The organism is Ewingella allii (assembly GCF_044430645.1).
Classification (GTDB): Bacteria; Pseudomonadota; Gammaproteobacteria; order Enterobacterales; family Enterobacteriaceae; genus Ewingella; species Ewingella allii.
On the sequence record NZ_JAWUDN010000005.1, the window covers coordinates 292,597 to 305,846 of the forward strand.

The following is a 13,250-nucleotide window of genomic DNA, read 5'->3' on the forward strand; positions in this document are numbered from 1 at the left end:
CGCCAGTCAGGGGCAGGGAAATTATCTAAATTGAGGTAAATACGGCGCGTTGAGCTGTAAAACCTCATCGAAGAGTTGTTGTGCCAGCGCGGCGTCGCCGACCAACGGGTTGGTCATCAGCGCCAGCAGGCCGCTTTGTCGGTCGCCGTGCACCGCGCAGTCGATGGTCAGGCGCTCAAAGGTTTTCACCTGATCCGCCAGCGTATGCAGTACCGGCGCTAAGCGCCCGAACACCAGCGGTGTCGCGCCGTGGGCGTCGATAATACAGTTGGTTTCTACCACGGCGTCATCCGGTAAGCCATGAATAGCGCCGTGATTTGATGTATTTACCACCATTTGCGTGCCGAGATTATTATGGATTGAGCGAATCAGTTCCAGTGCCACTTCCGAATAGAAGGAGCCACCGCGGAAACTCAGCTGCTCCGGCTTGGTATTCAGATTCGGATCGGCGTACAGCGCGAACAGCTCTTTCTCCACCTGCATCACTTTTTCGGCACGGGTTCCGCCGTCCGCCGCCTGTTTAATCTCATCTTCCAGCATGGCGCGCGGCAGATAGAAATAGCGATGATATGGGCAAGGGATCACCCCCAGCGCCCGCAGCAGCTCAGGCTTCCACGGCTGATCCTTGATGTTGTTCATGGTCAGCGTCGCGCCGTCGCACAGCAAGTCCAGCGTCTTTTGCGTCACGTCTTTGCCCTTCTCCAACACGCGATGCACCCACACCATGTGGTTCAGCCCGGCGAACTGCAGATGAATATCCTCATCCTTCGCGCCAAGCATTTTCGAAATCATGTGGTGCATGGTGATGGGTACGTTGCACAGGCCAATGATTTTGGCTTTGCTGTGGCGGGCCACGGCTTCGGTGACGATCCCAGCTGGGTTGGTGAAGTTGATGATGAAGGCATCTGGCGCTAACTCTTCAACTTTTCGAGCAATTTCTAGCAGCACTGGGATGGTACGCAGCGCCTTGGCAAAGCCGCCCACGCCGGTGGTTTCTTGGCCAATCAGGCCATACTTCAAGCCGAGGCGCTCGTCGGCGGCGCGGGCAGGGAGCTGGCCGACGCGCAGCTGGGTGAGCACGAATTTGGCGTCGCGAATGGCGTCATCCAGCTCGAAATGCACGCTGACTTTGACATGCTCCAGCTCGGCTTTCGCCAGCATGCGGCGGGTCAGCTCGGAGATAATGGTGACTTTTTCGCGGCCCGCTTCGACATCCACTAAGGCCAGTTCAGTAACCGGCAGCTCGTTAAAGCGCAGGATCAAGCCTTCGACCAGCTCCGGCGTGTAGCTGCTGCCACCGCCGATAATGGTGATTTTAAACTGACTCATGGGCACCTCCGATAAGCTCCAGCGCCGTCGCCAGCACTTTGTCGCCGCGCATGGTGCCGTAATCCATCATGTCTATTACCGCGACTTTCTTGCCGAGCGGGGTGGCGAGGTCAGAGAGACGGGCCAGTTCATAGCGTACCTGCGGGCCGAGCAGCACCACGTCGGCTTCGCCAATAATGTGTTCAAACTCGGCCACCGGCACAGCGCGCACGTCGACGTGCAGCTCGCGGGTTTTCGCCTCACTCAGCATTCGCTGAACCAACATACTGGTCGACATTCCTGCGGCACAGCAAAGGACAATTTTTTTCATGTTCGACTCCTGCCTTTTTGAAAGTGTGATTCAGTGATATGTGATTTAAAATGAAGAATGAGAGCGCTCTCATTTTTTATATCTTAGCCGGATAGCGTTGTCAAAAAACCACCCATGTCACAAAGCGAGAGATAGCCGACAAAACTTTTTTTTACTTGGCAGGTCATAGCTATACGTAAATAAAAGTAAAGCTCTGGCACTGTAGGTATAGGCTCTTTAGAATCAGTGGGTTTATCCCGTTAGATTTCGAGCTGAAGCCGCGCGGGCTGCCGCCTAGCTGCATCTTGAAATCTATCGGGTACAGTTGTTTGTATTTTGGATAAAGGAATCGTCATGTTTAAACGTACTTTAGTGACCGTCACTGCGCTGCTCTCTCTCACCGCGCTGTCACCTGCCGCACTTGCTGCCGCACAACAACACGTACTGCTGACGACCTCCGCAGGTAATATCGAAGTCGAACTCGACAGTGCTAAAGCACCGGTTTCTGTGAAGAATTTCGTCGATTACGCGCAAAGTGGTTATTACAACAACACCATTTTCCATCGCGTTATTCCTGGCTTCATGATTCAGGGTGGGGGTTTCACCACTGATATGCAGCAGAAGCAGACCAAAGCGCCAATCAAAAACGAAGCTGACAATGGCTTGCGCAACCTGCGCGGCACCATCGCCATGGCCCGTACTTCTGAGAAAGACAGCGCGACCAGCCAGTTCTTCTTCAACGTGGCCGACAACGCCTTCCTCGACCACGGCCAGCGTGACTTTGGTTACGCAGTATTTGGTAAAGTTATCAAAGGGATGGACGTTGTCGATAAAATCGCTCAGGTGAAAACCGATAACGTAGGCCCATATCAGAACGTGCCAACCACGCCTGTGGTTATCCTTTCTGCCAAAGTCCTGCCATAATTTTAGCCAGCAGCAAGAATGCGAAAGCCTCCTATCCGGAGGCTTTTTTTATGCCAAAAATTCGGATTTCTTGACGCCTATTCATCTGCCTTATAGGTTTTAATCAGTGCCAGAACCCACCCCTGTTCAAAGGATAATGAAATGAGTGAACCCCGCCTGATCGCGGTTGCCATGCAGGATGGTAAACCCGTGCAAAACTTGACGCTACTGCCTGCGCTGGCTAACCGCCACGGTTTAATCACCGGCGCGACCGGCACGGGTAAAACCGTGACCCTGCAACGCATGGCCGAGCAATTTTCGCGTATCGGCGTGCCGGTATTTTTGGCCGATGTGAAAGGTGATTTGTCAGGGATTGGCGCACCGGGCGTGGCGTCGGACAAGCTGAATGCGCGGCTTCAGGGCATTGGCATCACCGACTGGCAACCGCAGGCTTGCACCATTATTCCATGGGATATTTTTGCCGAAAAAGGCCACCCAATTCGCGCCACGGTGTCAGATCTCGGCCCGCTGCTGCTGGCTCGCCTGCTCGACCTGAATGAAGTACAAACCGGCGTGCTGAATCTGGTGTTTAAGATTGCTGACGACAGCGGCATGCTGCTGCTCGACATGAAAGACCTGCGCGCAATGGTGCAAGTGGTGGGTGACAACGCCAAACAGTTCCAGACCCAGTACGGCAACATTTCGTCTGCTTCCATTGGCGCAATTCAGCGCGGGCTGCTGACGCTGGAAGGACAGGGCGCCAACCAGTTCTTCGGCGAACCTATGTTGGATATCAAAGACTTGATGAAAACTGACGCCAATGGGCAGGGCATCATTAACCTGCTGGCGGCGGATAAACTGATTAACCAGCCTAAGCTGTATGCCGTGTTCTTACTGTGGCTACTGGCGGAGCTGTTCGAGCATCTGCCCGAAGTCGGCGACCCCGAGCAGCCAAAGTTGGTGTTCTTCTTCGACGAAGCGCACCTGCTGTTCACCGACGCTCCCGCCGCGCTGTTGACCAAGATTGAGCAGGTTGTTCGCCTGATTCGCTCGAAAGGGGTGGGTATCTATTTCGTCACACAGAACCCGCTGGATATTCCTGACAGCGTGCTCGGCCAGCTGGGAAATCGCGTGCAGCATGCTCTGCGCGCTTTCACGCCGCGTGACCAGAAGGCGGTGAAAGCGGCGGCGCAGACCCTGCGCGCTAACCCGAAATTTGATGCTGAAACGGCAATTTCCGAGCTGGGCGTCGGCGAAGCGCTGGTCTCCTTCCTCGATGAGAAAGGGCGCCCGAACGTGGTCGAGCGGGCGATGGTTATCGCGCCAGAATCCAAAATGGGCATGCTCGGCGATGAAGGGATGAACAGCGCGCTGAACAAATCGCCACTATATGGCCGGTATGAAGATGCCATTGACCGCGAGTCGGCGTATGAAAAGATTCAGGCTCAGGGCTTTGGCACCGTGGCACAGCCTGCTGGCACGGCGGCGCAAAAGCCGGCTGCAACGCAGGCTGAGGGTGGCGGCTTGATGGGCAGCTTGAATGAGATCCTCTTCGGCTCTACCGGCCCGCGTGGCGGGAAAAAAGACGGGGTGGTGCAGGTCGCAGCCAAAAGCATGGCACGCGACTTAGGTCGGCAGATCCTGCGCGGCGTGCTTGGCTCTATTATGGGTGGTCGCAAGAAGTAGCGCAAAGTAAGCCCTATCCCGCCGTTTTCTAAGAATGCCCTGCAAATGCCGGGCATTTTTTTTGCCCTCACTTTCCCTGACTATACTTACCTCAGAAATACGCTAGCGAGCGTACCCACGCTAAGGAGTTCGAGATGAGTACCAAGCTGACCGCGAAACAGAAAGAGAAGTTGTTCAAAGAGCGCCAAAATCGCAATTTCCAAGCCAGTTCACTGTTGGATGGTTTGCACATCGAGCTTGTGAACCTCACCCCAGAGCAAGTTGCCCAGCGACTGGATGACTTAAGGGGGCACTATGAACGATAAGCTGAATGCAGGCGTCGACCCCTATCTCTATCCCGGTATCCAGGTGCTAGAAAATAAACTAGGTATTCACGAGGCGAATCGATTAGCGCAGGCGGAAATGGCCTTTACCGCGCTGCGGGCCGCCACTATCTCCCTTGGGCAACCCGAGATGGGCCTGCCGCACCTTTGCGCCATTCACCAAACGCTGTTTCAGGACATTTATCCTTGGGCTGGTAAATTTCGTGAAATGGATATCTACAAAGAAGACACGCCTTTCTGCCACTTCGCCTATATCGAGAAAGAGGGCAATGCGCTGATGCAGGAGCTGGAAGATGAGGGTTATCTGGTTGATCTTCCTCACAAAGATTTCTGCAAGAAATTGGCTCACTACTATACGGGTATCAATCTGCTGCATCCGTTCCGCGACGGCAATGGGCGGGCGCAACGCATCTTCTTCGAGCAACTGATTATTCACGCAGGTTATGACGTTGATTGGAAAAATATCGACCGTGAAAGCTGGTTAGACGCCAATAAAAAAGCCGTTTTTGGTGATGAACAGCTGCTAACTGCCCTTTTTAAACAGGCTGTCCTTGAAATAGAAGATACTAAGTAAAATCTGCCTTCTTCTCACCCGGTTCTGAAGTCAGGGCCGGGAAAGCCCCCCTCGCTGATAGCTTCTTCCACTTTATTTACTGACCAGAAAACTAAACGGCTGTTTATATTAAATTTTTAATTATAAATAAGTTGCGCTGTATTGATCGAAATTATTTTCATTAATGTCTAGTGGGTTTCTTAGATATATATAAGACAGAATGAGCTTTTTTTTAAATGAGTTTACTCCTGAAAAGTTGTTCTGTTAGTCTCTTGTCGGTGGCAAACGCTTCGTTATTATTGCTAATTTAGCAGAGCATTTGCATTGCTTATAAATGATGAATGCCATCAGGGATTATCACTATTATGTACTATAGATGATAATTTATATAAAACTTCGATGAATATTTATGATCGAAAAATAATAAGGATATTATATGAAAGAGTTATCTGTTGTAGAAATGAATGCAGTATCTGGTGCTGGTTGGGGCTTGTGGGCTGGCGCTGGCGTTGGTTTAATGTCAGGTGCCTTGTCTTGTTTTTTAATTAGCAAGATGCGGGGTGAATCGCATATTCCTAAAAACGACGAGCAGACAGAATTAAATCGATTGATTCTTACAACATCGACAGTTCTAGGTGCACTTTCTGGCGCGATTGCCGAAGCGCGTTAATAGCCATCACTGACTCAATAAAATTAATAAGGAAATTATATGAAAGAGTTATCTGTTGTAGAAATGAATGCAGTATCAGGCGCTGGCTGGGGGCCTTGGGCTGGGGCTGGCGTTGGTTTAATGTCAGGTGCCTTGTCTTGTTTTTTAATTAGCAAGATGCGGGGTGAATCGCATATTCCTAAAAACGACGAGCAGACAGAATTAAATCAATTGATTCTTACAACATCGACAGTTCTAGGTGCACTTTCTGGCGCAATCGCCGAAGCGCGTTAATAGCAATCACTGACTCAATAAAATTAATAAGGAAATTATATGAAAGAGTTATCTGTTGTAGAAATGAATGCAGTATCTGGTGCTGGTTGGGGTCTTTGGGCTGGTGCTGGCGTTGGTTTTATGTCAGGTTTTTTGTCTGGAATTTTAATTAGCAAGATGCGGGGTGAATCGCATATTCCTAAAAACGAAGAGCAGGCAGAATTAAACCGATTGATTGTTTCAGCATCGACAGTTCTAGGTGCACTTTCTGGCGCAATCGCCGAAGCGCGTTCATAATCTAGGCAGTAAAGTCAGTTATTTTCACAATGCATATTAGAATAATGGCTGTTCACCGTGAGAATGATTGAATTAATACCGTGGTGACTTCACCACGGTATTATCCGAAGTTTCTTAAATGAAAGTGATGGCAGAGTTAACTTTTTCATACCCCCCATTCACTTGCCGTGCGAAGGCGCTGATTTAGGCTGTAGATGCAGAGAGTTAATGATTAGAAACGATTAAATGTTAACGAAATGTCACCAAAATGGCATGTGATTAAGAAGAGGTGTTTTTAAGATCTAAGAAAATACTTATGTCAGAATAGCCAATTTACTCGGGATGAATAATGTCTATTATTACTCACGCAGTCTACTGTGTGGGTCAAGGATTTTGACCTAAAAAAATCAAAATTTAATAAGGATATTATATGAAAGAGTTATCTGTTGTAGAAATGAACGAAGTATCTGGTGCTGGCTGGAACGTTTGGAAAGGTGCTGGTGTGGGTTTCCTCACTGGTGTCTTGGCATTGGCATTCCACAGTTCAGCTACAAATACTCCAGTTAATTTCAAAGATAAAAACTCAACTGTTGTTGTAGATACTGCAACTCTGCTGGGCGCCTTAGCAGGCACCATGGCAGAATATCACGGCAAGTAAGTAGATTTATCTTAGTTAGAAAATACCTGTAATACACACGGGCTAAGAATCTTTAGCCCGTGTTTAAGTAAAAGTAATAGGGATATTAGATGAAGATTAGTAGTGAACATTATTGACTTAGTGCTGGGATGACTATCATCGCGGCAGTATGGCTATTACAGAAGAATACATGGATGCATTTTTGCGCTGACATTAAGGGATGTAATGAACAGGAAAGGAATCTTTCGACAAGAAGCCTTAGAAAATAAGAAGCAGCAATGGGAAGGTAAAGCCTTGTTGCTCGCAGGGGCCTCTCCATGGTTAATCAGTCTTATTTCATTAGCATTTATCATTTTTATTTGCGGATTTCTCTATTTTTGTGAGTATTCACGAAGAATCGATGTCAGTGGTGAAGTGATCACGCTGCCCCATTCCGTCAATATTTATGCGCCACAACAGGGATACATCACCAAGGCTTATGTCAAAGTGGGAGATGAAATCAAAAAAGGCGATCCTATCTACGCCATTGATCTCTCTCATACCACCTCATCAGGCAATGTTAGCGCTGAAACTAAAATTGCTCTTGAAAAACAGGTCGTTAATCTTGAAGCAATTACTGCGCATTTGAAGAAAAACCGGCATGTTACCGCCGAGAACTTAAAGAGCCAGCTGAAAAAATATACCGAATCTAATAAAGAAACCCGCAGATTAGTCGAAAGCTCGCGCCGGGGCGTAGAAAACATGCGTCAAGGTCTAAAAAGTTACGAAGAATATTTGACTCGCGGTTTAATCAATAAAGATCAACTTAATAACCACCGCAGTCAGTTTTACCAGCAGCAAAGCACTTATCAAAATTTAAACAGTCAGGCAATTCAGGAAGAGCTGCAGGTGGCTAAAATTGAGAGCGACCTGTTAACGCAGATAGCTGACATTGATAACCAAATTTCGCAAAACGAATTTCAATTAAACGATCTGCGCAGAAAGATGATTGAATCTGATGCCAGCGAAAGCGTGATTGTCAGTGCAAAATCAGCGGGCATCGTGGAATCGCTAAGCGTGACGACCGGGCAAATGGTCAGTTCAGGTAACAGTCTGGCGCAAATAATGCCGGTTAAAGATATTAAATATTATCTTCTCCTTTGGTTGCCAAGCAGCAGTCTGCCTTATATTAAAACTGGTGACGGAATTAATATCCGCTATGACGCATTTCCATCAGAAAAATTTGGGCAGTTCCCCGGCACCATTGATCTTATTTCTAAATTGCCCGCATCCAAACAGGAGTTGGGTCAATACAGTACTGCATTGACGGACCCCAAAGGGGAGCTGACGGATAATTATTATAAAGTTTTGGTTTCCATCAATAGAACCGATTTTAGCGATAAAGGCAAGATGATGTATTTATCCCATGGTTTAAAAGCCAGAGCGATTGTCTTCCTCGAAAAACGGCCTTTATATCAGTGGATGTTCACTCCTTTCTATAACATTAAAGACAGCGTAACTGGCCAAGTCGATGAAAAATAATACATTCAACTATATTATCCAAAAAATGAATTTTGGATTTAAAAGAAAAGTTCCGCATATTCTGCAAACTGAAATGTCTGAATGCGGCTTGGCTTGTCTGGCGATGATTTGCGGCTATTATGGCCTGAATATCGACATGTTTAATTTCCGCCAGAAATTTTCAGTTTCCAGCCAGGGTGCGACCTTAAATGCGATTGTCCAGTCAGCGACGGCGGTGAATTTAAAAAGCCGCTCGCTGGCGCTTGATATGGATGAAATTAAACAGCTTAAACTGCCATGCATATTGCACTGGGATATGAATCACTTCGTGGTATTGGTGGCAGTGAAACGCTCTGGCTATGTGGTTCACGACCCGGCTTTTGGTAAGCGGGTTATCTCCCATCAGGATATGTCTAAGCATTTTACCGGCGTAGCCCTGGAATTGTGGCCCGACAGTAAGTTTCAAAAAGAGACGCTGAAAACCCGCGTCAAGCTGCTCGACTTAGCAAGAAGCGTTGTCGGTTTGAAGCGCGCGTTAACCAAGATATTCTTCCTCTCAATTGTGATTGAAGCCATCAACCTACTGACGCCAGTGGGCACCCAGCTGGTGATGGACCATGTGATTCAGGCCAAGGACCTCGGCCTGCTTTCGGTTATCTGTATCGGCTTGCTCACGGCCATTATTTTTAGCTCCTTTGTCAGCATGCTGCGCGGCTGGGTGTCGCTGGTTATCGGCTCGCTGATTGATGTGCAATGGAAAAACTCCTTCTTCGATCACCTGATTCGCTTGCCCCTCTCTTTCTTTGAGAAGCGCCATCTTGGCGATATTCAGTCACGCTTTAGCTCGCTAGATACCATCCGCAGCACTTTCACCAACAGCATTATCGGTGGGGTGATTGATGGCATCATGACTATTGGCCTGATTGGGATGATGGTGGCCTACGGCGGCTGGCTATGTTGGGTGGTGGTTGGCTTTACCGCCCTTTACGCCATCATGCGTCTGGCAACGTATGATTTTTACCGTCGACTGTCGGAAGAGAAAATTGTTAAAGACGCCAAGGCGGGTTCCCACTTTATGGAAACCCTCTACGGTGTGGCCACCATTAAGGCGCTGGGGCTGAACCACAAGCGTTCGCGTTTTTGGCTGAATCTGAATATTGATGCCACCAATACCGGCATCCGCCTCAACCGATTCACCATGCTGTTTGGCGGTATTAATACCTTTATTACCGCCATTGATCAGGTGGCTATTCTCTGGCTCGGTGCCGCGATGGTGGTGGATAATGCCATGACGCTGGGGATGTTTATGGCGTTCAATGCATACCGTGGGCAGTTCTCCGGCCGCGCTTCCAACCTTATTGACCTGTTTCTACAGCTGCGCATGTTATCGCTACATAACGACAGGATCTCCGACATTGTCTTTACTGAGGCTGAGCAAGAGGCGCCGGCGCGTCAGGTCTTCCCGCCAAACAAGCCCATCTCTTTTGAAGTTAAAGGACTCGGTTTTCAGTATGACGATTTATCTCGCCCGGTATTCAGCGAGTTGAGTTTCAACATTGAACCTGGCGATAGCGTGGCGATTGTCGGCCCATCCGGGGTAGGTAAAACCACCTTACTGAAGGTGATGACCGGCTTATTGCCTCCAAGTCAGGGGACGGTGCTGGCCGACGGACTCGACATTAATAAGATTGGCGTGAACAACTACCGGGAAAGCATTTCCTGCGTGTTACAGGAAGATAAGCTGTTTTCCGGCTCCATTGCCGACAATATCGTCAGTTTTGATGTGGAACCGGACCGTGAACTGATGCTGGCTTGCGCGGTATATTGCAATATTCATAATGAAATTATGCAGATGTCGATGGGTTATGAGACGTTGATTGGCGAGCTGGGCAGCGGGCTGTCCGGCGGGCAGAAGCAGAGGCTGTTAATTGCCCGCGCACTGTATCGCAAGCCGAATATTATCTTTATGGATGAAGCGACCAGCCATCTTGATTTGGACAACGAGGAGATCATCAACAAATCGATTTCCCAGTTGCAGATCACTCGCATTATCGTGGCGCACCGGCCATCGACGATTGCTTCCGCCAATCGAGTGATCACCTTGGGGGTAGCCATTCCTGCGCCCTAGTCGAATAATCTGACGCGAAGCGGCCTGGCTGGTTTCACAATACCTTCTGCTTGTGCAAGAATGCCCGCACTTATTTAGGTAAAAGCCAGGTCGAAAATGAATTGCGTGGATTGCTGTAGATATCTGAGTGTAGATGAAGCTGAATGTTTTTACTTATCAGTGGGATACCTCTGAAATGCTGCTGCTCATCGACAACTACGACTCCTTTACCTACAACCTGTATCAATATTTTTGCGAGCTGGGTGCCGACGTTTTAGTTAAGCGTAACGATCAACTCAGCCTCGCCGACATTGAGCAGTTGGCTCCTTCCCATCTGGTTATCTCGCCCGGCCCTTGTACCCCAGACGACGCGGGCATCTCCCTCGCCGCCATCACCCATTTTGCCCAAAAGCTGCCGATTTTGGGCGTCTGCCTTGGTCATCAGGCTATGGCGCAGGCCTTTGGCGGCCGCGTGGTGCGTGCCCGAAAGGCGGTACACGGCAAAACCTCGTCTATTCGCCACAACGGAGAAAGCGTTTTTCGGGGTTTAAACAACCCGCTGACCGTCACCCGCTATCACTCCCTTATCGTTACCCCTGAAAGCCTGCCGGACTGTTTCACTCTCACCGCGTGGACTGAGCGCGATGGTCATCCCGATGAGATCATGGGCATCGCCCATAAGCAGCTTCCTCTTCATGGGGTGCAGTTCCATCCCGAAAGCATCCTCAGCGAACAGGGCCACCAGCTGTTAGATAATTTTCTTAAGATTTAATGGCTTAACTCCCCCTTTAGAATTTCTTCCCTGCAAAGGCAGATTTCCGTTTGCTTGTGGGTGATTTATTATGCATATTTTATGACTATATTTTCACATCCGTGTCGGCTGTGGATCTCTCTGCACCATGCTTGTTAGCAACAAGCTATGTCAGGCAATGTATTGAAGGGGATGTAAATAATGGCGGAAAAATCAGCGGTAACGCGTCAAGATCACGATCGGACTATTTTGCCGGTTTATGCACCAGCGCAGTTCATTCCGGTGAAAGGGAAAGGCAGCCGCGTTTGGGATCAGCAGGGTACCGAGTATGTTGATTTTGCGGGCGGTATTGCGGTCACCGCGCTGGGGCATTGCCATCCGGTGTTAGTGAAAGCGTTGCATGAGCAGGGTGAAACCCTGTGGCATGTGAGTAACGTCTTCACCAATGAACCGGCATTACGACTGGCGCAGAAGCTGATCGACGCGACCTTTGCCGATCGCGTATTTTTTGCTAACTCTGGCGCCGAGGCCAACGAGGCCGCCTTTAAGCTGGCACGCTACTACGCCGCGCATCGCCACAGCCCTTATAAAAGCAAAATCATTGCCTTCCACAACGCCTTCCACGGCCGCACTTTCTTCACCGTTACCGTGGGCGGGCAGCCGAAATACTCCGACGGCTTTGGTCCAAAACCTGCCGACATAGTCCATGTGCCTTTCAACGATCTCGACGCCGTTAAAGCCGTGATTGATGACCACACCTGCGCCATCGTGGTCGAGCCGGTACAGGGCGAAGGCGGTGTTACGCCTGCCACGCAAGAGTTCATGCAAGGTCTGCGCGAACTGTGCGATAAGCATCAAGCCTTGTTGGTGCTCGACGAAGTTCAAACCGGCATGGGCCGTTCCGGCAAGCTGTTCAGCTATATGCATTACGGCGTGAAGCCGGACATTATCACCACCGCAAAAGCGCTGGGCGGCGGTTTCCCAGTCAGCGCGATGCTGGCAACGGAAGAAGTGGCGTCAGTCATGGAGCCGGGCAAGCACGGCACCACCTACGGCGGCAACCCACTGGCCTGCGCCGTGGCTGGTGCCGCGCTAGATATTATTAACACGCCAGAGGTATTGTCGGGCGTGGCGGAGCGCCGCGAGAAATTCATTCAGGCGCTGGAAGCGATTAATGAAGAGTTCGGCCTGTTCAAATCTCTGCGCGGGCAGGGGCTGCTGATTGGCGCCGAGCTTGCCGACACCTATAAAAACCGCGCCGGTGATTTCCTCAAAGCCGCCGCCGAATCCGGTTTAATGATACTGGTCGCCGGCCCGAACGTGATCCGTTTCGCGCCATCGCTGGTAATTGAGTTTGCTGATATCAGAGAAGGGATGGAGCGCTTTAAGCAGGCCATTAGGAAGGTGGTGGCGTAGGCGAGACGGACGCTTTTAACGTTAAGACCGTGGGCTCGCCGCCCACACTGGCCCAAAGGGTTTTAAACGAAACCCTTTGGAATCCTGCGTTTTCGCTGTTGGAAGACCGAGGCTGCGCAGGGTTGGAATGGACATGTTTCAGGCACCTTTGTGACAGCCGCGAAGAGCCGCCGCTTAGGCGGTTCCCTCGCTGCGGGATTACAACCCGCGTAAAAAGCCACGCGGTTTTCCACCTCTTGCTCGGCGTCACTTCTGAACGCGGCCTACTGGCTTCTACACCGTGCCGTTTCAGTGGAGTGCTATTCTGCTCCCCTAAATAGGCGAGGGAGCAAAGCAAAATCACTGAAACGGCACGGTTGAGATGCCTCAAAACCGCAGTCAAAAATGGCGCTGAGCGAATGGTTCGAGACCTATGGCTCGAAGCCTGAAGCGAAGGTACCGCCTAAGCGGCGACATTTTGCGGTGGATAACGGAAGTACCTGAAACACGTCCGCCTAACGAGCGGAGCGCGCAGTAAAAGAGCCTGGGGGTCCAGGGGGCGGCGGCGATAGGCCGCCC

General features: G+C 50.0%; 14 protein-coding genes. 12 read left to right on the plus strand and 2 right to left on the minus strand.

Annotated elements, in window-relative coordinates; all coding sequences use genetic code 11:
• Positions 1 to 21 precede the first annotated feature (21 nt).
• Together SBO83_RS13715 and SBO83_RS13720 are read right to left on the minus strand one after the other, a co-directional pair.
• Positions 22 to 1,329, minus strand: coding sequence for a family 4 glycosyl hydrolase (locus SBO83_RS13715; protein WP_396131889.1), 1,308 nt, complete (start codon positions 1,327 to 1,329; stop codon positions 22 to 24).
• The gene (locus SBO83_RS13720; RefSeq protein WP_396131890.1) at positions 1,316 to 1,639 is read right to left on the minus strand and encodes a PTS sugar transporter subunit IIB; all 324 of its coding nucleotides are present in this window, start codon (positions 1,637 to 1,639) and stop codon (positions 1,316 to 1,318) included. Before SBO83_RS13720 ends, SBO83_RS13715 begins: the two co-directional genes overlap by 14 nt.
• A 333-nt stretch (positions 1,640 to 1,972) precedes the next feature.
• Here SBO83_RS13720 and ppiA point away from each other — a divergent pair, with 333 nt between their 5' ends.
• The 12 genes from ppiA (at position 1,973) to argD (ending at position 12,692) form a co-directional block, all read left to right on the plus strand.
• Complete coding sequence (gene ppiA / locus SBO83_RS13725) at positions 1,973 to 2,542, plus strand: peptidylprolyl isomerase A (protein WP_034793783.1); 570 nt, start codon at positions 1,973 to 1,975, stop codon at positions 2,540 to 2,542.
• Positions 2,543 to 2,683: 141 nt separating this feature from the next.
• On the plus strand, positions 2,684 to 4,207 hold the full coding sequence (locus SBO83_RS13730) for a helicase HerA-like domain-containing protein (RefSeq protein WP_396131891.1): 1,524 nt from the start codon (positions 2,684 to 2,686) through the stop codon (positions 4,205 to 4,207).
• Positions 4,208 to 4,341: 134 nt separating this feature from the next.
• Positions 4,342 to 4,512 carry a YhfG family protein gene (locus SBO83_RS13735; RefSeq protein WP_353503586.1) on the plus strand — a complete coding sequence of 57 codons (171 nt, stop codon included), beginning with the start codon at positions 4,342 to 4,344 and terminating at the stop codon, positions 4,510 to 4,512.
• Complete coding sequence (locus tag SBO83_RS13740) at positions 4,502 to 5,104, plus strand: putative adenosine monophosphate-protein transferase Fic (protein ID WP_396131892.1); 603 nt, start codon at positions 4,502 to 4,504, stop codon at positions 5,102 to 5,104. Before SBO83_RS13735 ends, SBO83_RS13740 begins: the two co-directional genes overlap by 11 nt.
• A 415-nt stretch (positions 5,105 to 5,519) precedes the next feature.
• Positions 5,520 to 5,753: a hypothetical protein gene (locus SBO83_RS13745; protein ID WP_396131893.1), complete on the plus strand. Its 234-nt coding sequence runs from the start codon at positions 5,520 to 5,522 to the stop codon at positions 5,751 to 5,753.
• Between the two features lie 39 nt (positions 5,754 to 5,792).
• Entirely contained in the window at positions 5,793 to 6,026 is a 234-nt protein-coding gene (locus tag SBO83_RS13750; RefSeq protein ID WP_396131894.1) for a hypothetical protein, read from the plus strand.
• Positions 6,027 to 6,065: 39 nt separating this feature from the next.
• Complete coding sequence (locus tag SBO83_RS13755) at positions 6,066 to 6,302, plus strand: hypothetical protein (protein WP_396131895.1); 237 nt, start codon at positions 6,066 to 6,068, stop codon at positions 6,300 to 6,302.
• Between the two features lie 409 nt (positions 6,303 to 6,711).
• Positions 6,712 to 6,939, plus strand: a complete 228-nt coding sequence (locus SBO83_RS13760) for a hypothetical protein (protein WP_396131896.1) — start codon at positions 6,712 to 6,714, stop codon at positions 6,937 to 6,939.
• Between the two features lie 204 nt (positions 6,940 to 7,143).
• Positions 7,144 to 8,439, plus strand: coding sequence for an HlyD family secretion protein (locus SBO83_RS13765; protein WP_396131897.1), 1,296 nt, complete (start codon positions 7,144 to 7,146; stop codon positions 8,437 to 8,439).
• Positions 8,429 to 10,546, plus strand: coding sequence for an ABC transporter transmembrane domain-containing protein (locus SBO83_RS13770; protein WP_396131898.1), 2,118 nt, complete (start codon positions 8,429 to 8,431; stop codon positions 10,544 to 10,546). The genes SBO83_RS13765 and SBO83_RS13770 overlap by 11 nt, the downstream gene beginning before the upstream one ends.
• A 175-nt stretch (positions 10,547 to 10,721) precedes the next feature.
• A complete protein-coding gene (locus SBO83_RS13775) occupies positions 10,722 to 11,297 on the plus strand; it encodes an aminodeoxychorismate synthase component II (protein WP_396131926.1) in 576 nt (191 codons plus the stop codon).
• Positions 11,298 to 11,474: 177 nt separating this feature from the next.
• A complete protein-coding gene (gene argD, locus SBO83_RS13780; RefSeq protein WP_396131927.1) occupies positions 11,475 to 12,692 on the plus strand; it encodes a bifunctional acetylornithine/succinyldiaminopimelate transaminase in 1,218 nt (405 codons plus the stop codon).
• Positions 12,693 to 13,250 lie beyond the last annotated feature (558 nt).